At 60.5% G+C, this 23,297-nt stretch carries 27 protein-coding genes and 1 pseudogene; 6 read left to right on the top strand and 22 right to left on the bottom strand.

Annotated elements, in window-relative coordinates; genetic code table 11:
* Positions 1-104 precede the first annotated feature (104 nt).
* The 9 genes from EFB14_RS10120 to EFB14_RS10080 all read right to left on the bottom strand — a co-directional run bounded on the left by EFB14_RS10120 (position 105) and on the right by EFB14_RS10080 (position 9,016).
* On the bottom strand, positions 105-1,115 hold the full coding sequence (locus tag EFB14_RS10120; protein WP_125843088.1) for an ABC transporter substrate-binding protein: 1,011 nt from the start codon (positions 1,113-1,115) through the stop codon (positions 105-107).
* A gap of 46 nt (positions 1,116-1,161) precedes the next feature.
* Positions 1,162-1,485: an NIPSNAP family protein gene (locus tag EFB14_RS10115; protein ID WP_125843090.1), complete on the bottom strand. Its 324-nt coding sequence runs from the start codon at positions 1,483-1,485 to the stop codon at positions 1,162-1,164.
* A gap of 5 nt (positions 1,486-1,490) precedes the next feature.
* Positions 1,491-2,954: an aldehyde dehydrogenase gene (locus tag EFB14_RS10110; RefSeq protein WP_126824915.1), complete on the bottom strand. Its 1,464-nt coding sequence runs from the start codon at positions 2,952-2,954 to the stop codon at positions 1,491-1,493.
* Between the two features lie 4 nt (positions 2,955-2,958).
* A complete protein-coding gene (locus EFB14_RS10105) occupies positions 2,959-3,999 on the bottom strand; it encodes an LLM class flavin-dependent oxidoreductase (protein ID WP_126824912.1) in 1,041 nt (346 codons plus the stop codon).
* On the bottom strand, positions 3,996-4,931 hold the full coding sequence (locus EFB14_RS10100; protein WP_125843096.1) for a flavin reductase family protein: 936 nt from the start codon (positions 4,929-4,931) through the stop codon (positions 3,996-3,998). The genes EFB14_RS10105 and EFB14_RS10100 overlap by 4 nt, the downstream gene beginning before the upstream one ends.
* A complete protein-coding gene (locus EFB14_RS10095) occupies positions 4,928-5,770 on the bottom strand; it encodes an alpha/beta fold hydrolase (protein WP_126824909.1) in 843 nt (280 codons plus the stop codon). Before EFB14_RS10095 ends, EFB14_RS10100 begins: the two co-directional genes overlap by 4 nt.
* Positions 5,771-5,786: 16 nt before the next feature.
* A complete protein-coding gene (locus EFB14_RS10090) occupies positions 5,787-6,389 on the bottom strand; it encodes an amino acid synthesis family protein (RefSeq protein ID WP_126824906.1) in 603 nt (200 codons plus the stop codon).
* A 418-nt stretch (positions 6,390-6,807) separates the two neighbouring features.
* Positions 6,808-7,503 (bottom strand): GntR family transcriptional regulator, encoded by a 696-nt coding sequence (locus EFB14_RS10085; protein WP_125843102.1) that lies wholly within the window; start codon positions 7,501-7,503, stop codon positions 6,808-6,810.
* 142 nt (positions 7,504-7,645) lie between these two features.
* Entirely contained in the window at positions 7,646-9,016 is a 1,371-nt protein-coding gene (locus EFB14_RS10080) for an FAD/NAD(P)-binding protein (protein ID WP_126824903.1), read from the bottom strand.
* Positions 9,017-9,220: 204 nt separating this feature from the next.
* On the opposite strand from EFB14_RS10080, the gene tauA reads away from it, so the two are divergent.
* From tauA to EFB14_RS10065, 3 genes are read left to right on the top strand one after another with little or no spacing between them, the layout of a single operon-like run.
* Complete coding sequence (gene tauA / locus EFB14_RS10075; RefSeq protein WP_125843106.1) at positions 9,221-10,234, top strand: taurine ABC transporter substrate-binding protein; 1,014 nt, start codon at positions 9,221-9,223, stop codon at positions 10,232-10,234.
* Between the two features lie 56 nt (positions 10,235-10,290).
* Positions 10,291-11,079, top strand: a complete 789-nt coding sequence (locus tag EFB14_RS10070) for a taurine ABC transporter ATP-binding protein (protein WP_126824901.1) — start codon at positions 10,291-10,293, stop codon at positions 11,077-11,079.
* Positions 11,076-11,930 (top strand): ABC transporter permease subunit, encoded by an 855-nt coding sequence (locus tag EFB14_RS10065; protein ID WP_125843110.1) that lies wholly within the window; start codon positions 11,076-11,078, stop codon positions 11,928-11,930. The genes EFB14_RS10070 and EFB14_RS10065 overlap by 4 nt, the downstream gene beginning before the upstream one ends.
* A gap of 33 nt (positions 11,931-11,963) precedes the next feature.
* Here EFB14_RS10065 and EFB14_RS10060 read toward each other — a convergent pair whose 3' ends face one another.
* The 7 genes and pseudogenes from EFB14_RS10060 to EFB14_RS33875 all read right to left on the bottom strand — a co-directional run.
* On the bottom strand, positions 11,964-12,272 hold the full coding sequence (locus tag EFB14_RS10060) for a hypothetical protein (RefSeq protein WP_125843112.1): 309 nt from the start codon (positions 12,270-12,272) through the stop codon (positions 11,964-11,966).
* A gap of 11 nt (positions 12,273-12,283) precedes the next feature.
* Positions 12,284-12,865: an RBBP9/YdeN family alpha/beta hydrolase gene (locus tag EFB14_RS10055; RefSeq protein WP_125843114.1), complete on the bottom strand. Its 582-nt coding sequence runs from the start codon at positions 12,863-12,865 to the stop codon at positions 12,284-12,286.
* Positions 12,862-13,014 (bottom strand): hypothetical protein, encoded by a 153-nt coding sequence (locus EFB14_RS32860; protein WP_164737514.1) that lies wholly within the window; start codon positions 13,012-13,014, stop codon positions 12,862-12,864. The genes EFB14_RS10055 and EFB14_RS32860 overlap by 4 nt, the downstream gene beginning before the upstream one ends.
* 12 nt (positions 13,015-13,026) lie before the next feature.
* Complete coding sequence (locus EFB14_RS32855) at positions 13,027-13,191, bottom strand: hypothetical protein (protein ID WP_164737513.1); 165 nt, start codon at positions 13,189-13,191, stop codon at positions 13,027-13,029.
* Positions 13,192-13,224: 33 nt separating this feature from the next.
* Complete coding sequence (locus EFB14_RS10050) at positions 13,225-13,422, bottom strand: hypothetical protein (protein WP_126824898.1); 198 nt, start codon at positions 13,420-13,422, stop codon at positions 13,225-13,227.
* Between the two features lie 11 nt (positions 13,423-13,433).
* Complete coding sequence (gene msuE, locus EFB14_RS10045; protein ID WP_126824894.1) at positions 13,434-13,994, bottom strand: FMN reductase; 561 nt, start codon at positions 13,992-13,994, stop codon at positions 13,434-13,436.
* Positions 13,995-14,323: 329 nt separating this feature from the next.
* A pseudogene (locus EFB14_RS33875) lies at positions 14,324-14,874 on the bottom strand (cupin domain-containing protein); the annotation flags it as partial.
* Between the two features lie 304 nt (positions 14,875-15,178).
* On the opposite strand from EFB14_RS33875, the gene EFB14_RS10040 reads away from it, so the two are divergent.
* The 3 genes from EFB14_RS10040 to EFB14_RS10030 are packed head-to-tail and all read left to right on the top strand — an operon-like array spanning position 15,179 to position 16,397.
* Positions 15,179-15,361 carry a hypothetical protein gene (locus EFB14_RS10040; RefSeq protein ID WP_125843119.1) on the top strand — a complete coding sequence of 61 codons (183 nt, stop codon included), beginning with the start codon at positions 15,179-15,181 and terminating at the stop codon, positions 15,359-15,361.
* Positions 15,351-15,971, top strand: coding sequence for a helix-turn-helix domain-containing protein (locus EFB14_RS10035; protein ID WP_125843121.1), 621 nt, complete (start codon positions 15,351-15,353; stop codon positions 15,969-15,971). The genes EFB14_RS10040 and EFB14_RS10035 overlap by 11 nt, the downstream gene beginning before the upstream one ends.
* A 51-nt stretch (positions 15,972-16,022) precedes the next feature.
* The gene (locus EFB14_RS10030) at positions 16,023-16,397 is read left to right on the top strand and encodes a hypothetical protein (protein WP_125843123.1); all 375 of its coding nucleotides are present in this window, start codon (positions 16,023-16,025) and stop codon (positions 16,395-16,397) included.
* Positions 16,398-16,687: 290 nt separating this feature from the next.
* Here the strand turns inward: EFB14_RS10030 and EFB14_RS10025 are convergent, their stop codons facing one another.
* The 6 genes from EFB14_RS10025 to EFB14_RS33750 form a co-directional block, all read right to left on the bottom strand.
* Complete coding sequence (locus tag EFB14_RS10025; protein WP_125843125.1) at positions 16,688-17,611, bottom strand: fatty acid desaturase; 924 nt, start codon at positions 17,609-17,611, stop codon at positions 16,688-16,690.
* Positions 17,612-17,740: 129 nt separating this feature from the next.
* Positions 17,741-18,337: a 2-hydroxychromene-2-carboxylate isomerase gene (locus EFB14_RS10020; RefSeq protein ID WP_126824891.1), complete on the bottom strand. Its 597-nt coding sequence runs from the start codon at positions 18,335-18,337 to the stop codon at positions 17,741-17,743.
* 60 nt (positions 18,338-18,397) lie between these two features.
* Positions 18,398-19,435 (bottom strand): LLM class flavin-dependent oxidoreductase, encoded by a 1,038-nt coding sequence (locus EFB14_RS10015; protein ID WP_126824888.1) that lies wholly within the window; start codon positions 19,433-19,435, stop codon positions 18,398-18,400.
* Between the two features lie 7 nt (positions 19,436-19,442).
* Entirely contained in the window at positions 19,443-20,387 is a 945-nt protein-coding gene (locus tag EFB14_RS10010) for an ABC transporter substrate-binding protein (RefSeq protein WP_126824885.1), read from the bottom strand.
* Positions 20,388-20,448: 61 nt separating this feature from the next.
* Entirely contained in the window at positions 20,449-21,393 is a 945-nt protein-coding gene (locus EFB14_RS10005; protein WP_126824882.1) for an ABC transporter substrate-binding protein, read from the bottom strand.
* 92 nt (positions 21,394-21,485) lie between these two features.
* Positions 21,486-23,264 carry an amino acid ABC transporter permease/ATP-binding protein gene (locus tag EFB14_RS33750; protein WP_126824878.1) on the bottom strand — a complete coding sequence of 593 codons (1,779 nt, stop codon included), beginning with the start codon at positions 23,262-23,264 and terminating at the stop codon, positions 21,486-21,488.
* Between the last annotated feature and the right edge of the window lie 33 nt (positions 23,265-23,297).

The raw sequence follows: 23,297 nt of genomic DNA, 5'->3' as shown, positions 1-23,297 counted from the left end.
ACCCGTCAATTTCCGCGGGGCGCGCGCCGAATACAACCGATTGGCACCGGCGCGCCGCGGGGGCACGGCGACCTTCGCCGTGCCCGTTCATCTCAAGTTTCAGCCTATTTCGCCTGCCAGGCGTACCACTTCTCGCCGATGGCATCGCGGTTCTCTGCCCAATAGTTCATATCGGCATTCACCTGGCTTGCCGTCTGCTGGTCCGGCAGGGTCTTGGCCGTCTCCGGGTCCATCAGCTTGGCCGAGTCGAGATTGATCGGCGCGTAGCCGGTGGCTTTTGCGAGGGCCGCCTGCGGTTCAGCCGAGGTCGCCAGCGCGATGAACTTCATCGCAGCCTCGGCGTTCGGCGAGCCCTTCGGCACGACGAGCGCATCGGCAGCGGTGATGTTCTGTTCCCAGGAAGTTTCAACCTTGATGCCGGTCGCTGCAAGCGCCGTCATGCGGCCATTCCAGACACTGCCGAAGGGAGCCTCGGCGGAAGCCAGAAGCTGCTGCGACTGCGCGCCGCCCGACCACCAGATGATGTCGGATTTGATCGTATCGAGCTTCTTGAAGGCACGATCGAGATCAAGCGGATAAAGCTTGTCGGCAGGCACGCCGTCGGCAAGCAGCGCCGCTTCAATCACGCCGGGAGCCGACCACTTGTAGAATGTGCGCTTTCCCGGAAACTTGGCCGTATCGAACAGATCGGCCCATGTCTTCGGGCAGGCGCTGACGGCATCGGCATTGCAACCGATCACGAAGGAATAATAGAAACTGCCGACCGAATAGTCGGTGACGAAGCGCGGATCGAGCTTGGATTTGTCGATGACCGAGAAATCGAGCTTCTCGAGCTGGCCGTTCTTGCCGGCCTGGGCGGCATAATCGCCTTCGACGTCGACAACATCCCAGCTGACCTGACCGGCTTCGACCATCGCCTTGAGCTTGCCGTAGTCGGTCGGCCCGTCCTGGACGACGGTGACGCCGGTCTTCTCGGTGAACGGACTTGCCCATGCAGCCTTCTGCGCGTCCTGGGTCGTTCCTCCCCAGCTCGAAAAGACGAGGTTTTCAGCCTGTGCCGGCGCGGACACAGCCACAAATGCGGCGACCGCCGCGAAAGCAAATGTTGTTTTCATGTTCCCTTATCCTTGTTCTGTTTGCCTACGGGTATGCCTTATGCCGTCAGTGCGCCTCGCTCCTGGGAGAAAAGTTGGCTGGCTTCATAATCTTGTTTTCCGCCACCTCGATCAGATCGCGGATCTTGGGCAGGAAAGCCTGCCATCGGGGGTCGGCCATGAGCCTCTGGCGCCTCGCCTCCCGGTCGTCCAGGCTCGTAAAGGCCCAGATGTGGACGATCTCGTTGATCGTTCCGATTTCCGAGAAGAAGTAGCCGACGAGCGTGCCGAGATGGCTCTTCTGGATCTCGATCCCTTCTTCCTCGACGACCTTGAGATATTGCGGGATGGCGCCATTCTTCAGCCGATAGGTCCGGATTTCGTAAAACATCGGCGCTATCTCATCACGAAGGGATCGGGGATCGGATCATCCGACGTCCTGAGCCAGATCGTCTTGGTGCGGGTATAGTCGAGGGCCGCGGCCATGCCGCCTTCCCTGCCATGGCCCGACAAGCCGAAACCGCCGAAGGGCGCAATCGGCGACACCGCGCGGTAGGTGTTGACCCAGACGATGCCGGCGCGAATGCCCTTCATCAGCCGGTGCGCCCGGGTCAGGTTCTGGGTAAAGAGGCCGGAGGCAAGGCCATAGCGGGTATTGTTGGCAAGCATCAGCGCCTCGGTCTCGGTCTCGAATGAGACAACGGACAGGACTGGCCCGAAGAATTCCTCGATCAGCGAGGGTGAATCGACATCGTCGCAGTCGAGGATCGTCGGCGGGAAATAAAAGCCTTCGCCATCGATCTTGCTGCCACCGGTGACAAGGCGGGCGCCACTTTCGATCGACCTGGCGACAAGCGCGCCGATATTGTCCTGTTGGCGCTTGGTGGCAAGCGGGCCGACTTCGGTCGCCATATCGAGCGGCGCGCCGATCCGGATCGCCTGCGCCTTCTCACGCAGCAAGGCGACGAATTTGTCCTTGACGCTGCGTTCGACGATCAGCCGCGATCCGGCAACGCAGCTTTGTCCCGTCGCGGCGAAGATGCCGGCGACCTGGGCGTTGGCGGCACTTTCGAGATCCGCGTCGGCAAACACGATGAACGGCGACTTGCCACCGAGTTCGAGCGAGGTGGAGGCGAGGTTTTCGGCCGAGTTGCGAACGACGTGCCGGGCGGTTTCGGGACCGCCGGTGAAGGCGACATGCGCGACCTTCGGATGGCGGCCGAGGGCCGCGCCGCAGGAGCCGCCGAAGCCCGTGATGATGTTGACGACGCCTGCGGGAAAGCCGGCCTCATGGACGAGACGCGCAAATTCGAGAAGCGGCGCTGGCCCGTCTTCCGAGGCCTTGACCACCATCGTGCAGCCGGCAGCGAGCGCCGGGCCGATCTTGACCGCCGACAGGAAGAGCTGGCTGTTCCACGGCACGACCATGGCGACGACACCGATCGGCTCGCGGCGAAGCCAAACATCCATGTCAGGCTTGTCGATTGGCAGGTAGGAGCCTTCGATCTTGTCGGCGATGCCGGCATAGTAACGATAATATTCGGCGACATAGGCGATCTGCGCGGATGTTTCGCGGATGATCTTGCCGGTGTCCCGCGTCTCCAGCTCGGCAAGGATCTGCGCATTGGCGGCAACTAGATCGGCCAGCTTGTAGAGCAGCTTGCCGCGTTGCGTGGCTGTCATTTTCGACCAGGGGCCTTCGTAGAGCGCCCTGTCGGCAGCGTTCACGGCCCTGTCGACATCAGCTTCACGCGCTTCCGGCATATCAGCCCAGACGGCGCCAGTGGCCGGATCGATGCTGGGATAACGGGCCTCGCCGTCCGAGAATTCGCCGTCGATATAGTGCTGGAAACGCCGCATGGCCCTACTCCTGAAATGCCGGCATGACCTCGGCGATGAAGCGTTCGAGCGACGCCTTCTTGCGCTCGAAACTCATGCCGGTGTCGATCCAGAAGGAATATTCGTCGTAACCGAGTGCTTCATAGGTCTTGAGCCGATCGATGACGGTCCGTGCGTCTCCAACGACGTTGTTGGTGTGCATGACCTGATCCGAAAGCATCGCATTCGACCTGATCTGCTCGTCCGGAATGCGCTCGATCAGGCCTTGGGTGACCGGCTTCTCATTCTTGAACCAGGCGAAGAAGTAGTTGTAGTAGACGCTGAGTTCATGGGCGGCCTGGGCGACATCTTCTTCCGACGTGCCGACATAGGTGTGACGCAACAGCATGATCTTGGGCCGGTCGATCTGCGGGTTCTTGGCGCAGGCATCGTTGAAGCGGTCCATCAGCGACTGCACCTCATCATCGCCCTGCCAGAGCGGCGTGACCTGAACGTTGCAGCCGTTGGCGACGGCGAATTCGTGCGAGTTCGGATCGCGCGCCGCGACCCAGATCGGCGGGTTCGGCTGCTGCAACGGCTTCGGGGCGGAGGTGGTCGCGGGGAACTTGAAGAATTCGCCGTCATGGGCGTAGTCACCGTTCCAGATTCCTTTGATTGCCGGGATGAGCTCGCGCATGCGCTGACCGGCGCTCCAGGCATCGAGACCCGGGAGCAGGCGCTCGTATTCGAAGGAATAGGCGCCGCGCGCAATGCCGATATCGAGCCTGCCGTCGCAGATGATGTCGGTCATAGCCGCTTCGCCGGCAAGCTTGATCGGATGCCAGAAGGGAGCGATCACCGTTCCCGTGCCGAGCCGTGCCTGCGATGTGCGGCGCGCGAGATCGGCGATGGTGACGAACGGGTTGGGTGCGATGGTGAAATCCATGCCATGGTGCTCACCCGTCCAGATCGCATGCATGCCACCCTTATCGGCAATCTCACAGAGCGCGACGAATTCCTCGTAAAGGCTCTTGTGGCTCTGGCTGGCATCGAGCCGTTCCATATGGACGAAGAGGGAGAACTTCATGCTTTTGCGCCCTTGGCTGGAATGGGATGAACTTTGCCGCCGGTCTCGTCACCGAAATAGACGCCGAAATTGCCGATCGAGCTTTCCATCGCGAAGCGATTGACGATGTCGGCGGTCGAGCTGGTCTTGAACTGCGCGCCAGATAGAGCATCGGGCTTCAGGAACCTGCCGCTCGCTGGCTCCCCATCGCCTGCGACAGCGTGGTAGACGATGTGCTGCTTGCCGTCGCTCTTGCCCTCGTAAACCGAATAGAGAAAGCCGATGCTGACCTTCAGCCCGGTTGATGTCTCCAGGTATTTTTCCAGCATCTCCGTCGGGTTGCCGTCATGGGCGTCAATGCTTGGGAGAAACAGAACGTCATCGCCGAGCAGCAGAACCTCTCCGCGCCGTTCGACGACGGCGGCAAGTTCCAGATTGCCTTCGCTCGCCGCGGAAACCGCCTTGCTGGCGAGCGTCGGCGTAAAATAGCCGCCACGGGCATAGCCGAGACCATTGCGGCCGCTATTGTCGAAGGATTCGATCCGTCCCATCAGGATGACGTGGTCGCCGGCCTCGATGACCTCTTCCATCGCGCATTCGAACCATGCCGCCACGTTCGAGAAGACCGGGCAGCCTGCTGATCCCTTCGACCACTCGACCGCCGCAAACCTGTCTTCGACCGGCCGCGCAAAGGTATTCGACACGTCCTTCTGCGTTTCCGACAGCACGTTGATCGCGAAATGCTGCGCGCCGGTCATGGTCGCGAAATTGCGCGACGTCTTGGCGAGGCAAACAAGGAGCAAGGGCGGATTGAGCGAGACTGACGTGAAGGAATTCGCCGTGAACCCGATCGGATTTCCATCCCTGTCGCAGGCGGTGACGACGGTCACGCCAGTCGGAAAAGCCCCGAATGCATCGCGCAATGCCCTTGGATCGGCAGTCTGGATTGTCATCGTTCATCCTCCCCGAACGACAGCCACTCAGCGAGTAGCGAATTTACGATTTCAGGCGCGGTGAGGTTCACCATATGACGATGACCCTCCACGATGCGGACCCTGCCTTTCGGCGCAAGCGCCGCCATTTGCGTCGCCATCAAGGGCGTCGAGTTCGGATCATCGGATCCCGTCAGGAACAGGGCTGGACCTTGAACGTCTTTCCAGCCATCGGCATAGGTCTCGTCTCCCCCGGCGAAGGCGGCGTAAGCGACAGCATAACCCTCGGGATCGACGAGGTTGAGCCATTTCCGCGTCAGTTCGCGAGCGGCGTTGCTGCCCGGATCGTCGCCGAACCAGCGCGCCAGTGGACCTTCCTTATCCACGCCCGCTACAGGAATGGCCGCGGCCCGCGCCAACACGGCAGCCTTTGCTTCCGGGTCGCGCCTATAGACCCCATTGAGGTAAGCGACACGCTTGATGCGTTGACCGAACGTCGCCGCCGCCCCTCCCGACACCAGTGCTCCCATGGAGTGCCCGGCGACATTCGTCGCTTCGATGTCCATCTCGTCGAGAAATCGGCCGAACCAGGCGACGAATTCCTCGAGGCGGCTGCCCACCGGCAGCTTTGCGCTCTCGCCGTGGCCCGGCATGTCGACGGCGATGACGCGCTTTCCGCCGGAAAGCGATGCGATCTGCGGCGCCCAGGCTTCGAGCCGCATGCCGACGCCATGGATCAGAACCAGCGGCTCGCCGTCGCCGGCCTCGTGATAGGCCGTTCCGCCCGCCGTCTTCTTTCGAGGCAAGGAACCGGCGTCCTTCGCTGCAGCGGCGCCTGAGATCGATCCGGCTGTCAGCATGTCAACGCCCACCCTTTCAAACGCCCGCAGGATTGGCGACGTCCTGCCCCAGGTCCTTCAGATCCTGGTAGCGGTCGCCGATGCGGTGATGGGGACGCCCGCCCACCGACGCGCCCAGAGCCACGACGATCTCGTCTGCGGCGGGCGCGTCGGGGATCGACGTCTGGATGGTCAGGTAGTGCGAGCGGCGGCCTTCATCATTCTTGTCCATCAGCGGGATCATGATCGGCGCATTGGCAGGGCCGCGCGTGTTGCAGAAGGCGAGATAGGACTTTGCGCCCACGGCCTGGCGATAGAAATTGCCGAAGCGCAGGGTGTGGATGAGCGCCGATGCATGCTCGATCTCGCCATTCAGGCCGACGACAGCAGCCTTTCCATATCCCTCGACAGCCTCGCCGGAGCCGACCGCCTCGATGATCATCTTGGTGAGCAATTCGCCGAGAATAGGAGCGGCCGCATGGATTTCCGGCTTGAGGTCTTCGACGAAGCCGCGTCCCGCCCAGGGATTGTTCACGACCGCAAAGGCGGAGAACAGCTTCAGCGGCACCGCCGCAGCCTTGCTGCCCTCGATCAGCGTCGTTTCGATCTGCAGTCCCGTCTTGCGAATTTGAATGACCATCGAATACCTCATTTCTCATTTTGGTATTATGGTATGCCATAATATGACGCTGTCAAGTTCGTTTCTACGAAGCCGGGGATTTAAGCATCAATCCAGAAATAGCCTTTACAAAACAGTAATTTATAACTGCTGATGCGCTCATCAGCATCTATCGCTGCGGATCTTGCCCTGGCGAAAATCTCCAAGACGGCAGGCGAGCACTCATAGGCTCCCCGGAGAGAACTTCTTCATTCAGCTTGCGTTGTCAGCTGACACAGCCGCGAAGATCCCAGCTCATGCAATGCCACCTCACATATTATTTAATATGGCATACCATCACATTGAGCAAAGTTGGGTGTCAAGCCGGGAGTGCGCACTCCCCGGAATCGCGCGATCGATGTTTACTGGCTGCCGCCGATGGCTGCGGCGGGCGGTCGGCCTATTCGGCGGACGTCTTGGCGGATAGCACCGCTTCGGCAATCGCGCAGGCGGCGGCGACATGGTCCATCGCGGCCTGATAGGCCCCATCGCCATCACCGCGGCGGATGGCATCAACGATCTTCGACATCTGCGCCGGTCCTTCGATGCCTCGCCGCTCCGTCTTGATCGTCATCGAGCGCAGGTGGTTTATGCGCACGGTGAGGAGATTGACGACGCCCCAGGCGACATGCCTGTCGACCATCGTGAACAGCGTCTGATAGAAGGAAGTGGTGTTCGCGAGCACAGCCGTCATATCATTGTCGCGATAGCTGTTGCGGATCCCGGTCAGGGATTCTTCCAGCGCGGCGACGATCTCTGGACTGCTGCGCTCCGCGCATAGCCGCGCTGCCATACCCTCGAGCGCGCCGCGGATCTCATAGATCTGTTTGGCTTCGTCGATGTCGAGCTGGGCAACGATCGGCCCCTTGTTCGGCAGATTGGCGACGAGCCCTTCCGATTCCAGGTGCCTTAGAACCTCACGCACGACGGTCCGGCTGACGCCGAGCTGGGCACAGAGGTCGCGTTCGACAAGGCGGTCACCGGGACGGAAATAGCCGTTCACAATGGCTTCGCGGACCTTGTCAAGCGCCAATTCCCGCAATGTCTTTGCAGGACGCTCGACCCTGATTGTTGCGTCCTTCAGAGCACCGCTCATTCTGCACCTCAGAGTTGGACTGACTTCGCGCTCAAATTCCCGCACGGCAGCCGAATTCGAAAACCGTATTATGGCGTACCAGATACTGTAGCTGTCGCCGGCCGGCAATTCAACCGCACCATAGCGATCGGGGATTGTCAGCCTATGCTTCGGCACTCGGCCGTTTCGCGACGATCTCTTCGACCACGGCCTTCGCCTGCACCCGAATGTCGGGAACGGCCGTGATCTCCCAGAATTGGCCCGCGGTCAAGGCGCCGACCGAAAACAGCCGGGCGGGCGAGATCCGCGATGGCGCCGTCACCTCGGAAGCGGCATCCACCTGGATCCCGAGGCCGAGAGGATCAGGGGCGATCAGTTGAAACCGGCTCATTTCCTTCAAAAGCGGTGAATGGCTGATCCCGGCACGCTCCATTCCCGTGCAGTTGACGAGCCAATCCGCCCTGATCTCGGCGATGTCCCCTGTCCCTCTGATCCTGTATCCGGCAAGGAGCCTGTCCTCCTCGGCCCCGAGCGATTTCAGGAAGCCTGCATGGAAACGGACGGTTCCCTCCGAGACCAGTTTCTCGAACGTACCGAACACGTCGGGCGCGACCCGGTGACGATGGATGTTCCACCAGGGGAGTGCATGCCTGAGGAAGCGTGCCCGCTCCTTGCTGGAAAGACGCTGCCAGAGAGCCTGCGTGACGGGCCTCAGGCCGTCCATTACGCTTCGCCAGTCGTCGACCGCCCTGCTCTTTTCCCGTAGGCTCTTCAACATGCCGCTGATCGTACCCGGAAGCGCCTGGACATCGATCGGAAGCGGCGGCAGCGGCTTCCTGGCATGTCCGAGCGGCGCGAGCCCGCGGCGTGAAAGCACGTCGATCCTGCCATTGTGGCCGTGAGCGCGAAGTGCCAGAACCTGGTCGATCATCGTCAGCCCGGAGCCGAGGATACAGACGGCATCGGACGATGCGACGCGCCTCAGCCAAGAGAGCCGCCACGGGTTCTCGACGATCCGCGATCTCAGCGACAGCGGGACCCCAGCCGGGTTGACCGGGAGGTTGGCGTTGCCGACGCCAAGGCAGAGCACCACGTTCTTCCCGGCGATCTCGTCGCCATTGCCGAGGTGAAAGGCCAGCGTGCTGCTATAACGTTCGACACATCCCGTCGCCTTGGCCCTGATGAAATCGACCCGGCAGCGGCCGTCCCGCTTTCGAAGCAGCCGCGCAAGCGTATCCCTGACATAGAGACCGTAGTCGCTGCGCGATGCGAAATCGCCTGCCTGCATCAGGCGTCCATGGCGTTTCAGCCAGTCGACGAAGTCGTCGGGATGATGCGGCAACAGGCTCATGCGGCCCGCGGGCACGTTAAGGCGATGGAGATAGAGTTCCGTCCGATAGGCCGTCCCGCGGCCGAAGCCGGGATCGTCGCCAACGACGGCAATCTTCGCCGAGGCGGGAAGCTGCTCGATGAGATTGCAGGTCACGGCTATGGCCGAAAAACCGGAACCGACCACGATAACATCATATATCACCGCATTCTCCCTGAAGCTCCGTACGCCCTAGCTCTCGTCGCTCACGCGTCCTTGGGATCGCGCAAGTGGCAGAATCACGAAAACAAATGTCTTCATAGTCTATAAATATAGTTTGTTATTTCTCCCGCTAGCCCATTCTCAACCATTACCCTTTTGAGGGTGAGATTAAGGGGGCCGGGTGGCCCTCAAACAAAGGGGCTCAAGATGAATTTCAAAAATTTGGTTGCCGCCATCGCTATCGGCGTCGGCACTCTCGCAGCGGCTGTTGTCGCCGAAGCGGCGGACAAGAAAGTCGTCGTCGGCTATCAAACCGATGCCCTGCCGTCCTCAGTGGCAATCGCCAATGGCGAATTCGCCAAGTCGACGGGATACGACATCGACTTCCGCAGGTTCAATTCGGGCGCCGAGATCTTTGCGGCCATTGCCTCGGGCGATGTCCAGGTCGGCTATGTCGGCTCCAGCCCGTTTGCGGCCGCGGTATCACGCGGGCTTGAGGTCAAGGCCTTCTACCTCGCCTCCATCTCGGGCATCGACGAGGCTCTCGTCGTCCGCAACGGTTCCGGCATCGAAAGCGTGAATGACCTGAAGGGCAAGAAGCTTGCCGCCGCGCCTGTTTCCACGGACCACTATCAGCTCCTGGCGCTGATCAAATCGCTGGGCCTGACCGAAAAGGACGTTCAGGTCTTCGCAATCCCTCAGCCCGAGATCGTCGCAAGCTATAATCGCGGCGATATCGACGGCGGCTTCGTCTGGGATCCGGCGCTGACCGAACTCAAGAAGAACGGAAAGGTTCTCGTCACCTCGAAGGATGTGGCAGACAAGGGTGCGCCGACCTTCTCGGCCTGGGTGGCGACCTCGAAGTTTGCCGCCGACAACCCGCAATTTCTCAAGAGCTTCGCCGCGGTCATCAACAAATACTACACGTCCTTCGCCTCGGACAAGGCCGCCTGGGGTCCCGACAGCGACAACGCCAAGTCGCTCGCCAAGCTTCTCGGCGGAACGCCCGACCAGCAGGCATCGGCCCTGAAGAACCTCACGCTTCTGACGCCTGAGGTCCAGGCATCGGATGCCTGGCTCGGCGGCGGCGAAAAGGCAGGTGCCGGCAGGATCCTCAAGGACACGGCATCCTTCCTGAAGGAACAGGGCAAGGTTTCCGACGTGCTGGCCAACTACGGTGCCTTCGTCACCGCCGACGCGCTCACCGGCGTCAGCAACTGATCCTCCCCGACGTCGGCCCGGCTTGCCGCGCCGGCGTCAAACTTGCGAGCGGCCACATGCTTAAAGTCGATCACGCCAGCGTCTTCTTCTCAGCCCGCGACGGACGGACCGTCCACGCGCTCGATCGCGTCTCTTTCGATATTCCCGAACGAGGCTTCGTCGTCGCGCTGGGAGCGTCGGGATGCGGCAAATCAACCCTTCTCAATGCGATTGCCGGATTTCTTCCGCTTTCGGACGGCCGGATAACGCTCGATGGTCGCGCGGTCGAACGACCAGGCGCGGATCGTGGCGTCGTCTTTCAGAAGGACTCGCTGCTGCCCTGGAAATCCGTGGTCGACAATGTCGCGCTCGGTTTGAAATTCGCGGGCGTAAACCGGAAGGAGCGGCAAGCGCACGCGCTGGAGCTTCTCAGGCTCGTCGGACTCGACGAATTCGCCGGCGCCTTTCCCTACGAGCTGTCGGGCGGCATGCGGCAGCGTGTCGGCATCGCGCGCGCTCTGGCGACAAATCCAGACATCCTGCTGATGGACGAGCCATTCGGCGCGCTCGACAGCCTGACGCGCGAGCAGATGCAGGAACTGCTGGTTTCCATCTGGGACAAGACGGCAAAGAAGGTTTTCTTCATTACACATTCGATCGAAGAGGCATTGTTCCTGGGCACGCAGGTCCTGGTCATGTCACCGCGGCCGGGGCGCGTCGTCGCGCGCTTCGACCTCGATTTCATCAGCCGCTTCGCCGAAACCGGCGATGCCCGATCCATCAAGGCGTCGCCACAATTTGCCGAGCTGCGCGAGGAAATACGCGCCATTCTCCACAGCACCGAAGACTTGAGGAGCGCCGCATGAGCGATATAGTACAGGCCACACCGATTGTGGCCGATACGGCGGACCGCCAGGTCAAGCTGGTGAAAATGGCAAGCTTCGGCGCCGGCGAGAAGTCGACGGTGGCGATCAGCGTCGCCACTGCCTTGGCCCTATTGCTGTTGTGGTGGCTCGTATCGGCGCTCGGCGTCGTTCCACACCTCTTCCTGCCGCGCCCGGACGAGGTGCTGAAGCAGATCGGCGTCATCTATCGCGACGGCTACGCCGGGGCGTCGCTGTCCGAGCATGTCTTTGCGAGCCTGTTCCGCATCGTGGTCGCGGCCCTCATCGCCGTCTCCGCCGGCATTCCGCTGGGTTTGCTGATGGGCCTGAACCGCTGGGCAAAAGGCGTCCTCGACGCGCCGATCGAGTTCTACTGGCCGCTTCCGCCGCTCTCCTACCTGCCGCTGATGATCATCTGGCTCGGCATCGGCGAGACATCGAAGATCACGTTGCTGGTGCTTGCGATGTTCGCGCCGATCTGCCTCTCGGCCCAGGCCGGCGTTCGTTCGCTGCCGATCGAGCGCGTCAATGCCGCCCGTTCGCTGGGCGCGAGCCGGCTGCAGCTCTTCCTGGATATCGTCCTGCCCTCCGCCCTGCCCGAGATCCTCACCGGCATCCGGATTGCGCTCGGGGTCGGCTGGGGCACGCTGGTTGCCGCCGAATTGATCGCTTCCACGCGCGGGATCGGTTTCATGATCATGTCTGCGTCGCAGTTCCTGGCAACCGACGTCGTCTTCGTCGGCATCGGCATCATCGCCATCTGCGCCTTCACCTTCTCGGCGGCCATTCGTTTCCTGGAGGCATTCCTCGTGCCGTGGAAGGGCAAGATTTGACGCGTAGCGGCGATCGCGGATATCCGCCGCGTGTCAATGCACCGTAAATCTGGCCGCCTCGGCTTGGCGCCGTTGCAGGGTGCGGATCAGCATTGCGGCTTCCCTGACGATCCCCGAAAATGTCGCATCGTCGGCATCGGCGATCCTTCCCGTCATGTCACGGATGATCGTCGTCAAATGGATGATCGCGCTGCGGCTTTGCGCATCTTCGGGTCCGAATTCAGTATTGGCCATGGCGAGCAGCGCCTGCACCAAACGATCCATGGTCTGCCGGCGCCTGCTTCTCGGGTCGGCGTTCGGATCTTCGCTGAGGCGCAGGAGGTCGGCTACGATGTCGGACATTCCGGCCCCATTCACAACGCAAAAGCGGGCGGCATCGAAACGAACCGCTTTCGAGCGCCCGGACGCGTCTTCAATGCGTCCAGCAAGCGGTAGCCATTGCGCCAACGGCCGAAGCCGCTGGCAATATTGATATGCCCGGCAAGGCCGATATTCCTGGTCTCGGCGTTCCATAGGCCGCCGAACAGGGTCAACCGATCGACCGTCATGTACGCATCGTTCATGCTGCCGACGACGATGCTCGGAAAAGGCAGGGGCGCCGTCGGCATGGCGCCAAACGAGATATGCCCCGGATGCAGGATTTCCGTGGCGGGCAGATCGCATGGAGCAACGAGCAATGCCCCTTTGACGCGACGCGCGGCATTCCGTCCCGCCAGCCGGGCGGCCAGCAGGCACCCGAGACTGTGGGCCACCAGATAGGCCTCGCCGGCCTCTTCAAGCGCACCCTCCAGCCGCGGCAACCAGCTGTCGAGGTTCGGATGGTCCCAATCGTCCTGGACGACGCAACGGCTGTCCGGATGATCCTGCAGCCAATGTCGCTGCCAATGCCCTTCTCCCGAGCCGAACAGTCCGGGAAGGATAAGGATGTGGCTCATCGGATCAGCCCGATCACTAGGGCGAACAGGAATGTGAAAGAGCCGGTGATCGTGCAGATTCCGGCCGCATGCCTGATCTGCGACATGAGGCCGGTGGAAGCCCTTCTTGCACCGCGCCGGCCGAGGCCGGTCTCAACGACGATTGCCATCACGCCACCTCCTCAATACCAAAGTCCGGGAATCGCGCCCCAATAATGGAGTTCGTATTCGCGCGCGGACCAGTCACGTTCGTCCCGCGCGAATGATCCATTCACAGGCTCGCGCACCTTCACCGCAAGGAGGAGGCCGATCACGAGTTTCAGCCAGACGTGAAATTCAAGCTTCATGCGAACCTCCTGTCAGGGACCGATAGTTTTCTGTTAAGAAATCAGCGAATGACGTCTCGCATTGGCAAGAAGATCGCGAAGCGATGCCTCTGGCCCATAGAGCATCAGCAGGCGATTTTCCTCGCGTTTGGCGAGGCGATATCGTCGGGCGAATTCGAAGACGCTCCACAATTGATCGCTGGCCGCCGGCCTTTCCGCATCAATGATCGTTGCTTCCTGAGATCGAGCCATGGCGACGATCCTTATTCGGCAGCCGCCAGCGCCGGGTTTGCGCCCGGGAAGAAGGCTCTCAATTCGCCGATCACTTCACTGATGCGGTTCGAAAGCGGTTCGGATGCAACCGCATAATCCTGGAAGTCACGATCGGACGCATAAACAGCGGTTGGCAGCGTGTGAGCCATGAAAAACCCGAACAGCGGCCGAAGCTGGTGCTCAACCATCAAGGCATGTCGGTCACCGCCGCCTGTCGCCGTGATGATGATCGGCTTGCCTCGAAGCTCCTGCGGATCGATCAGGTCGATCAGGTGCTTGAAAAGACCGGGATAGGAACCCTTGTAGGTCGGCGAGCCGATGATCAGGGCGTCGGCCTGCACGATCTCGTCGACGACACGCCTGGCCTGCTCGTCGAGGTCCTTGCGCCATAAGGCGCTGCCCAGCGACGGACCGAAATCGTGCAGATCATAGGTCTTGCTGGCAAAGCCGTATCGGATGCTTGCGCGTTCGGCGACGTGGCGCACAAGCGCCAATGTTTTCGAAGGACGGTTGAAGCTGCCAGCAATGCCGACGAGTTTGAAACCTGACATGGTTTTTCCTCTCTTTGGATTGCTCAACTATTGTCTACACAATTGATAGATTAAAGGAACGTAAGTCTCTCCTTGCTGGCGTCGTTGAAAAAAACGTTCGCCACCACTTCGGCACGCATAAGCTGCGCTTCGTGTCGCAATTTCGGGAAACATCGATTTTCAGCCGAGCAGTTCGCAACCTGCCGGCTTTTCGACCTGCGGGTGATCGTCAATCGCTTCGGCAAAGACCGCAATCAGAACGACGCTCTACCGCATGAGATCTGGTCAGTGGGTGGACAGTGACGCTGCCCTCAGACGCGTATCCTTCGGGCATTCGCCGAACGCACTGAAAAGGCTCTAAAACCATTCTGCAACGCACGAAGCGAGACCCCGACGGCCTCTGCAACCATTGTGATCGTGAACGGTTCGCTGATGTTTGCGTGCATGTAGTCGATAGCGCGCCGAACATGCCAAGGGGCGATTGCCGATACTTTTTGTCCCAAATACTCAGTAAAAGATGCTGGGTAAACCGGAGGATAAGGTCCGACATCGCTTCGCTCAGCAAGGAAAGACCGACAGGAGATGACAGGAGAGGACCGTTGTTGCGCATGCCCTGCATGATTGTCCCCACCAGGTTGCCAATGATCTGACCCGCTGGACTTGTGAGATCGAGAACCGGTTCAAGATCAAGCGACTCCAGAACTGGTTTCTCCAAAAGGGCCGAAATCGTGCGTATCACGATGCTCCAATCGAGACACAGAATCGTGCCTTTTCGTTGAACCTCGGCGGCCCACGAAAAAGTTCGATCCTTCGTCAACGGCTGCGCTCCGATGAGCCCATAACTCGTCGAATATGAATGAACCATCGACTCGAAGTCGTTTCCTTGATGAGTCGGAGAAAATCATGCGGAACACAAGACGTCTGACGACTTATGAAGTCAGATGCTGCTGTCGTCATTGCACTGCGATCACATTGGTAAAATCCGCAGCGGCGAAACCGGTTTTGGCTTCTATTAGACAAACGTCTTTGCAGCTGGCACGGCTGGCGGGCACTATCCCGTCCCCGCCAGCCTGACCAAATGGCTTTGCCGCAAGGGTGAATATTATTGGTATAAGATTTCCGGTTCAGGGGTCGGATTGGACGACACGCTCTGCTTTTTTCGCCTCAGAAATATATACTTCTTATAGATTTAGCGGGAGTTTTTCATGCCATTGCAGACGGCTGATGTCATCGATTTCCAGGCTTACCGGCAGTCGCGCAGCAAACATGCTGATGTGGTTCAAGCGACCGCACCGGTATCATTTGCAATGCAGCCAGTCCTGATGTGGGTGCCGTATTGGGGTTTCGTCCCCGTCATGGCAATGGGCACTCCGGGATATGGGGTCTGATCAAGCGCTTCTCTCGGACGGCGAAGCCAGAGATACCGCCGAGGAGATCACGGTTCAAACAGGACAGAATTTGCGGCGCATCCGTACCCGGCGCGGCTATTCCCTGGACAGGCTGGCAAAGATCGCCGGCGTGAGCCGTGCGATGCTCGGCCAGATCGAGACGGGCAAAAGCAGCCCGACATTAAGCATTCTCTCGAAGATCGCGCTTGCTCTAGGCATTCCCTGCGCCGCTCTGATCGCCGAACGCGGCGAGAGCCCGGTCATCGCCGTGCCCAGGGCAAGATCGAAAATTCTCTCCTCCTCCGAGGGGCGCTTTCGGACACGGGCTCTTTTCCCCTTCGAAGGCGAGCGGAAGGTGGAATTCTACGAGCTCAGGATCGCTCCGCACCATACCGAAAACGCCGACGCCCATCAGCACGGAACGGTTGAGAATCTGGTCGTTGCTCAAGGCACCGTCGAAATCATCGCCGGCAAGCAGTCGCCGCATATCCTGGGTGAAGGCGACGCCATCATCTTCGACGCAGATGTACCCCATATCTATCGCAACATGACGGGAACGGAAGCGATCCTCTACCTGGTGACGACCTATCTCGAAGACGTTCGCGCATGACGCAAAAGAGCCCCCGTCTCCGGAGGCTCTCGATCGTTTCCCTGAGGGACGATGGCTCAGGCGGCCATCATGCAGCACATCATCATGCCGCCGCAGTTCATCATGACGGGCATGCCGCCCGACATCATCGACATCATGCGCTTGCAGCACTCCATGAACATTTCGTTGTTCATGCCTTCCATCGGCTTCATTTCACAGATCATGCCCTCGGCGGTCATGGTGCACTTCATGGAGCCCATCATCATCATTGGCATGGAGGCCATCATCGGCATCATTGCACCCGACATCATGGGCATGCCACCCATCATCGGCATCATTCCGCCCATCATCGGGTTCATCATGGCGGGCATCATGTTGTTCATCATCGGCATCATGTTCATGGCGGGATTCATCATCTCTCTCCGGCAGTGGCGTTTCGCGTTTTAATGAGCAGGGAGATAAAAGAACTAATTGCAGCAAACAATGTAAAAAAATCTTCCCATATCTTTTCCTCCAATAGAATGGAGCGGTTTCGATGGGATTGCACAAACTTGCCAAAATAACGGAATTCCGTCCGCTATCATCGATCAAGCGGAGCGGCGCTTGCTTCGCCGACGTTCGGGAACGGCAATTCGACTCAGCTCCTGCAAAAGCACAAACGCCGTCGCGCCGGGCGCGACTGACAACGGCATTGGCGGCCTGAGTCGGTGACCTTCGGGTGCCTGACGCCGCACCCGTCACGAATGACGGGGATGCTTCGGATCGTCGTGCGGCTTCAGGAAAAACCGGCGGACAATGTCCCAATAGCCGTCATAGACAAGCCCGCCATTCGAACAGACGAGCGTTTCGCGATTTTGGCGATAGACCGTGGGAAGGCGATACCACGAGATGCCCGGCCGGCGATGATGGAGAACATGCAGGTTGTTGTAGAGGAACAGCAAGCCGAAGAAATGGCTGTTTTCGACGATAGCGGTGCGCTCCTCGTGGCTCTCGGCATATCTGTGCTCGGCATAGGATCTGAGCCGCGTCATCGCCGCGCCGGTGTAGACGAAAGCAAGGTAAAGCCACAGCGGCACGCCGCAGACGAGCGTCGCCCAGAATAGAACGGCGGCGACACCGATGCCGTGTGCTGCCCATATCCGCCGTCTTCCCGGTTCGTTCGTCCAGATCAACCGCCATTCCTGCCCAAGAAAACTCAAAATCATAACCGCGGGACCGATGGTCAAACGACCGAACAGGGTGGTGTTCCATCGCGCCAGCAGCCTGCCGGTCGCGCCGAGCTGCTCCCAGGCAGCCTTGGTGAAATAGGACGATTCAGGATCCTCGATGGGATCGGTCAGAAATTCGTCGCGATGATGCTCCAGATGGCTGTCCTTATAGATCGGATAAGGCAGCCACAGCGACAGCGGTATCGATCCGATCGCATCGTTTAGCCATCGGATTCCTGTGGGGTGGCCGTGAATAACCTCGTGCTGAAGCGATCCGTGCCAGGCGATCAGCCAGCCTCCAACAATGATCGCCACGATCGGGGATAATGATTGCCACCACCCGGTGAGCGCAAAAAATCCCCCATGGATGACGAATGCGAGAATGATGGTCGGCCATTCCGTCGGGCGCGTGGGAATAATGGTCCCGGCGGTCTGCGAAGTCTTTTCGGGCATGCGTGTGATTTCCTGATCAATCACACCAATCTATCGCATGGCATCGGCAGTAGAGAATAATACCTATCTATTTTATAGACTTATGTGAAAAAATCCGTCTCAACCCAGGCCGGATTTCTCGATCCAGACCTAGGGCCTGTCGCCGCGTAGATGACGTTCGAGGAAGGGCAAATTGTCTTGTCCCCAATAGAGTTCGCCGTCATGGACATAGGTGGGAAAGCCGAAGACGCCGCTGTCGCGCGCATGCACGCGGTCGGCCGACCATTTGTTCTGGACATCGTCATCGGCCTGCCGCCGGAGCAGTGCCGCGCCATCGAACCCTGCTGCGGTCACGATTGCCTCGCGCACGTCGGACCTGCCGATATCCTTCGCCTCGCTCCAGAAGGCATGCTGCAGGGCGCGGGCAACGCCGATCCAATCCTGGCGGTCGAGGTAGGCCGCAATGACGAAGAGAGATGCCGGCGTCGGATCGCTCAGCTCCGGGCGATGTTCGAGCCACAGCTCCTTGCCGCGCACCCGCGCCCAGCGTTTGAGATCCCGTGTCCAATAGGCACGCCGGATTTCGGGGCGATTGCGCGAGAAGATGCCGCCATTTTCTTCGACCACCGTCGTCAGATAGGGCGTGATGGCAACTTCGTTCTTCGCCGCAAGTTCGATAAAGGCGTCGAAGCCGATGTAAGACCAGGGCGAGCCGATCGAAAAGAAATAGTCTACCGATTTGGTCACTGATGCATATTCCCTGAGAGATGATTGTTCTGGCGTCGAATGGATGTGGCTTGAGGGTGTTCAGGAGGCGGCCCGAATGTCGGTTTGCCCTTTCCATCCGAGCTCCGGTGCGATCCGCGTCACGAAATCATGGAGGATCTGGCGATACTCCTCGTGCTCGAACTCGTAAGGGAGCTCCAGCCTCAGCTCGCTGACCTCGGGCAGGATCGGATCGGCGAAAAGCCGCCCCAGGATCTCATCCGACGTGCCGACGATATCGCGGGCGAACAAGGTGCGCCGCTCGCCCTGCGGCGAAAGCGTCCGCTCATGGCGGCCATCGGCATAGTCGCGATAGCGGCGGCGCGTTGGGGCATCGGCGCTGTCGAAGGGCACGATGACGCGGCCGAGCGCGACCCGGCGCTGCGTTTTGGCGGCGCGAAAGGTTTCGATCAGCCTGGATTGCGCGGTGAAGAAATCATCCGTCCCCTCCCCCGTTATCACATTCCCGGTCAACAGGTTGAAGCCGTTGCGGCCGGCCCATTCAGCCGAGCGCTGCGATCCGCCGCCATACCAGATCCGGTCGATCAGGCCTTTGGCATAAGGCTGCAGGCGCGGTCGCTGCGGACCGAAAGGCGTCTTGATGAAGGTCTGTTCGTCTCCGAGATAGGTGCCACGCAGATTGTCGGCAAAGCGCAGCACGCGCTCATGCGAGAAGTCGTAGCCCGTCCAGTCGCCGTCGAAGACGAGCGGCGCGATCAGGTCGGCATGCAGCGGCCGGCCGGCGCTGACGCCGATATTCAGGCGCCCACGCGAGAGAACATCGACCGTGGCGAGGTCTTCGGCGAGCCGATAGGGGCTTTCATAGCCGATCGGAATGACCGCAGTTCCAAGCTCGATCCGGCTGGTACGCTGCGTCGCCGCCGCCAGGAAGGCGCTCGCGGAAGAGATCCCGGGCTCCAGGTGCCGCTGGCGGACCCAGGCGCTGTCGAAACCCAGATCTTCGCCATATTGCAGCTGCTGGAGTGTCTGCTCCAGTCCCGACAACGGATCGTCGTCGGGATAGTTGCCGGGGGTAAGGAAGCCGATATGGCTGATGGATATGTTGCCCACTCGTGCCATCCGACGATCAGTATTTCGGCAGGCCGGGCGGGTTGGTCTCGGATGCCGGCAAGGCTTCCTCTGAAAGATGCCAGTGGTCGAGGATCTTTGCGTAGGTGCCGTCCTTGATCAGGCCATTGGTGGCGATGGTCAGCGCATCGGCCAGCCCGCTTCCCTTGCGGGTGGTGATCGCGACATCAGAGCGATCCGGCCAGCCGGCGCTCAGCGTGCCGACGCGCTTGATGTTCTTGTCGCGCGCGGCGATGAAGACGAGCTGCGCATGCGGCTGGACGATGACATCGGCCCGGCCGGAACGCAGCGCGAGAAGGCTCGCTGCCTCGTCGTCGTAATATTGTAGTTCGATCGGCTTCAGGCCGGCCGCGACATCTTCCTCGCTCCACTTCACCAGGATACGCTCCTGGTTGGTGCCGGCGCCGACAATGATCCTGAGGCCTGCAGCGTCCCTGGGCTCCTTGATCGAGGCAATGGGACTGTCGGATTTCACGAAGATACCGTGCAGGCCCTGGCGGTAGGTGGAGAAATCGAACTTCTCCTTGCGCTGCTCGGTGACGCCGACATTGGAGATGACGGCATCGTACTTGCCCGAGGTCAGGCCGAGCGGCCAGTCGATCCAGGCGACGGGCACAATCTCCAGGGTCAGGCCGAGGCTGTCGGCAATGGCGTAGGCATAGTCGGGATCGGCCCCGACTACGGTCTTGGCGTCGGTTGCATAGGTGGCAAGCGGCGGGCCGCCGGGGCTGACGGCGATAGTGAACTTGCCTGGCGTAACGAACTTGAATTCTCTAGGGATCGCGGCGACGGCCGCATCGTTCTTGACGGCATGAAGCCGACCCGGCTGCTGCGGGCTGAGGTCGAATTCATCGGCGGCCTGGGCTGCCCCAAGGCCGGTCAAAACAGCTATCAATGCTGCGAGGAAGAAGGTGCGGATATCGGGAAAGGTCACGTTCGACATATCTCCGTTTGCATGAAAGTCGGGGACGGACCGGCCCACCCGCCGGTCCGCCAAGTGAACGTTACGAACCGCTCTTCGGCAGGCCGGGCGGATTGGTCTGGGCCTTGTCGATCGCCTCAGGCCCGAGGTTCCAGGTATCGAGGATCTTCCTGTAGGCGCCGCTGGCGATCAGGTCGTTGACGACATCGGTCACCGGCGCCGCCAGGCCGCTGCCCTTGCGTGTGGTGACGGCAATCTCGGCCGTGATCGGCCAGCCGCCGCTGACAGTGCCGACGAGCTTGGTCTTGCCGTTTATCCCCGCCGAATAGGCCTGCGTCGCGTTCACGCTGAAGACGGCGTCGGCCCTGCCGGACTGGACGGCAAGATCCTTGACCGCGCCGTCGTCGTAATATTGCACCTCGATCGGCTTGAGGCCGGCCGCGACGTTCTGTCGGTCCCATTCCAACAGGATCTTCTCCTGGTTGGTGCCGGCATCCGTGATGACTTTCAGGCCGGCAATATCCTTCGGCTGTTTAATCGAGGTGATTGGATTGTCGACCTTGACGTAGAAGCCGAGCTCATCCTTGCGGTAGGTCGAGAAATCGAACTTTTCCTTGCGCTCTTCCGTGACCGTCACGTTCGAAATCACCGCATCGAACTTTCCGGATGTGAGCCCCAGCGGCCAATCCGCCCATGCGACAGAAACGAGATTGAGTTTCAGGCCCAGGCTGTCGGCGATCGCCTGCGCGAGATCGACGTCATAACCGATGACGGTCTTGGAATCGGAGGCGTAATCATGCAGCGGCAGATTGCCGCTCGAGCTGATGCCGACGGTGAAGACGCCGTTTTCAACGAACTTGAAGTCCTTGACCTCGGCGATGCGCTTCTCGTTCTTTTCCACCCGTAGCCGGTTCGGCTGCTCGGGGCTGAGATCGAACTTCTGCTGTGCCTGAGCCGATCCGAAACCGAGTGCGGCAATGGTGACCGCTCCTGCTATGACTAGCTTTGTTCTATCTGCAAATGTCATGTCCCGTCTCCATTTCATCTTTAGGTTGTTGTTATTGTCAGTCGACCGGAGCAGCCCGTCGCGGCCCGGCATTTCGCCAGCGCTGTCAGGCGCTAGAGAACCTTGGCGAGGAACTCCCGTGTGCGGGGATGTTCCGCTTGCGTGAAGATGCGGGCCGGCGGGCCAGCCTCCAGAATGCGGCCGCTTTCCATGAAGACGACGGTGTCGGCGACCTCACGGGCAAAGCCGATTTCATGGGTGACGATGACGAGCGTCGTGCCGGTGCGGGCAAGCTCTTTGATGACATCGAGCACTTCGCCGACCAGCTCCGGATCGAGCGCCGAAGTCGGCTCGTCGAAGAGCAGCACTTTCGGGCGGAGCGCCAGCGCGCGGGCGATCGCCACACGCTGCTGCTGGCCGCCGGAGAGCTGGCGCGGATAGGCGTTGATCTTGTCGCTGAGGCCGATGCGAGCCAACAGCTCCTGCGCCAGTTGCACCGCTTCCTCGCGGCGGATGCCGCGCACCTGGATCGGTGCCTCGATGAGGTTTTCGAGCACGGTCAGATGCGGGAAGAGATTGAAGCTCTGGAAGACCATGCCGATATCGGCGCGGCGCTTGAGAATATCCTTCTCCTTGAGCTCGTAGAGCGTATCTCCCTTCCTGCTGTAGCCGACGAAATCACCGTCGACGGAGATGAAGCCCTCGTCGAGACGCTCCAGATGATTGATGGCGCGCAGCAACGTCGATTTGCCGGAGCCGGATGGACCCAGGATGGCCGTGACGCTGCCTGCCGGCAGATTGAGTTCGACGTCGTCGAGCACCTTCAGCGAGCCGAAGCTTTTGGAGATACCGTGGATGCGCACCGCACCGCCCGCGGCTCGCAGCGTCGACGCATCCTGGAAACCGATCTTGCGCACGCTGTCGGCCGCCGTGTCGAACGCAGGCAGCGGACGACTGAAGCGTTCCAGGAATGCCTGGAAGGGCAGCGGCGTTGGGTTGCGAACGGCGCCCCTGGAGAAATAGCGCTCGATATAGTGCTGGGCGATCGACAGCACCGTCATGATGATCAGATACCAGACGGTCGCGACCATCAGCAGCGGAATGACTTCGAGATTGCGGCGGTAGATCACCTGAACCGTATAGAAGAGTTCCGGCAGCGCCAGCACGTAGACCATGGACGTGCTTTTCGCCAGGCCGATCAGTTCGTTGAAGCCGGTCGGCAGGATGGAGCGCATGGCCTGCGGTAGCACAATGCGGAAGGCCTGGCGACGCCGCGGCAGGCCGAGTGCGGCGGCGGCTTCCAATTGCCCGTGATCGACGGACAGAATGCCGCCGCGCACGATTTCGGCGAAAAAGGCGGATTGGTTGAGCGTGAGGCCGAGGAAGGCCGCGGCGAAGGGTGTCAGCAGCTGCACGGTAGGATAGTCGAGCAAGACCGTATCGGTGAAAGGAACGCCGATTCTGATCGTCTCGTAGAGATAGCCGAGATTGTTCAGTATCAAGAGCAGCACGATCATGGGGATCGAGCGCAACAGCCAGATATAACCCCAAGAGAGACCGGAAAGCAGCGGCGACTTGGAAACGCGGGCAAGCGCCAGAGCCGTGCCGAGAATGGAACCGGATATGGCGGCGAGCGCCGTCAAGAGCAACGTCCGCCCGAGGCCGACCAGCACCGGCTCCGCAAAGAACCATTCGGCAAAGACGTCCCAACCCCAGCGCGGGTTGGTGAAGGTGGAATAGAGCACGGCGACGATGACGACGGCGGCGAAGATCGTGCCTGCCAACCGCTCGGGATGGCGCGCCGGCACGATGCGGTAGCGGGAATTGTCCTGCCTTGGTTCTACCGTCCTGCTGCCGGGCTCGATACCCGCGAAATCCGTCGTCAGTGCCATTGCCTTTTCCCTCTTATGATTGTCGGCCTTTGC

The organism is Rhizobium fabae (genome assembly GCF_003985135.1).
In the GTDB taxonomy this organism is placed as follows: domain Bacteria; phylum Pseudomonadota; class Alphaproteobacteria; order Rhizobiales; family Rhizobiaceae; genus Rhizobium; species Rhizobium pisi.
Note: the sequence above shows the minus strand (reverse complement) of the source record. Positions and strands in the feature narration are given on the sequence as shown.

Coding starts and splice junctions, on each gene's coding strand:
- EFB14_RS10030 (WP_125843123.1), top strand. CDS start 16,023: ATGGCTCAGGCGGCCATCATGCAGCACATCATCATGCCGCCGCAGTTC.
- EFB14_RS10050 (WP_126824898.1), bottom strand. CDS start 13,422: ATGGCTCGATCTCAGGAAGCAACGATCATTGATGCGGAAAGGCCGGCG.
- EFB14_RS10095 (WP_126824909.1), bottom strand. CDS start 5,770: ATGCTGACAGCCGGATCGATCTCAGGCGCCGCTGCAGCGAAGGACGCC.
- EFB14_RS10035 (WP_125843121.1), top strand. CDS start 15,351: ATGGGGTCTGATCAAGCGCTTCTCTCGGACGGCGAAGCCAGAGATACC.
- msuE (WP_126824894.1), bottom strand. CDS start 13,994: ATGTCAGGTTTCAAACTCGTCGGCATTGCTGGCAGCTTCAACCGTCCT.
- EFB14_RS10025 (WP_125843125.1), bottom strand. CDS start 17,611: ATGCCCGAAAAGACTTCGCAGACCGCCGGGACCATTATTCCCACGCGC.
- EFB14_RS10100 (WP_125843096.1), bottom strand. CDS start 4,931: ATGACAATCCAGACTGCCGATCCAAGGGCATTGCGCGATGCATTCGGG.
- EFB14_RS10110 (WP_126824915.1), bottom strand. CDS start 2,954: ATGCGGCGTTTCCAGCACTATATCGACGGCGAATTCTCGGACGGCGAG.
- EFB14_RS10010 (WP_126824885.1), bottom strand. CDS start 20,387: ATGTCGAACGTGACCTTTCCCGATATCCGCACCTTCTTCCTCGCAGCA.
- EFB14_RS32855 (WP_164737513.1), bottom strand. CDS start 13,191: ATGAAGCTTGAATTTCACGTCTGGCTGAAACTCGTGATCGGCCTCCTC.
- EFB14_RS10120 (WP_125843088.1), bottom strand. CDS start 1,115: ATGAAAACAACATTTGCTTTCGCGGCGGTCGCCGCATTTGTGGCTGTG.
- EFB14_RS10060 (WP_125843112.1), bottom strand. CDS start 12,272: ATGTCCGACATCGTAGCCGACCTCCTGCGCCTCAGCGAAGATCCGAAC.
- EFB14_RS10105 (WP_126824912.1), bottom strand. CDS start 3,999: ATGAAGTTCTCCCTCTTCGTCCATATGGAACGGCTCGATGCCAGCCAG.
- EFB14_RS10065 (WP_125843110.1), top strand. CDS start 11,076: ATGAGCGATATAGTACAGGCCACACCGATTGTGGCCGATACGGCGGAC.
- EFB14_RS10070 (WP_126824901.1), top strand. CDS start 10,291: ATGCTTAAAGTCGATCACGCCAGCGTCTTCTTCTCAGCCCGCGACGGA.
- EFB14_RS10040 (WP_125843119.1), top strand. CDS start 15,179: ATGCCATTGCAGACGGCTGATGTCATCGATTTCCAGGCTTACCGGCAG.
- tauA (WP_125843106.1), top strand. CDS start 9,221: ATGAATTTCAAAAATTTGGTTGCCGCCATCGCTATCGGCGTCGGCACT.
- EFB14_RS10090 (WP_126824906.1), bottom strand. CDS start 6,389: ATGGTCATTCAAATTCGCAAGACGGGACTGCAGATCGAAACGACGCTG.
- EFB14_RS10015 (WP_126824888.1), bottom strand. CDS start 19,435: ATGGCACGAGTGGGCAACATATCCATCAGCCATATCGGCTTCCTTACC.
- EFB14_RS10085 (WP_125843102.1), bottom strand. CDS start 7,503: ATGAGCGGTGCTCTGAAGGACGCAACAATCAGGGTCGAGCGTCCTGCA.
- EFB14_RS32860 (WP_164737514.1), bottom strand. CDS start 13,014: ATGGCAATCGTCGTTGAGACCGGCCTCGGCCGGCGCGGTGCAAGAAGG.
- EFB14_RS10005 (WP_126824882.1), bottom strand. CDS start 21,393: ATGACATTTGCAGATAGAACAAAGCTAGTCATAGCAGGAGCGGTCACC.
- EFB14_RS10055 (WP_125843114.1), bottom strand. CDS start 12,865: ATGAGCCACATCCTTATCCTTCCCGGACTGTTCGGCTCGGGAGAAGGG.
- EFB14_RS10115 (WP_125843090.1), bottom strand. CDS start 1,485: ATGTTTTACGAAATCCGGACCTATCGGCTGAAGAATGGCGCCATCCCG.
- EFB14_RS33750 (WP_126824878.1), bottom strand. CDS start 23,264: ATGGCACTGACGACGGATTTCGCGGGTATCGAGCCCGGCAGCAGGACG.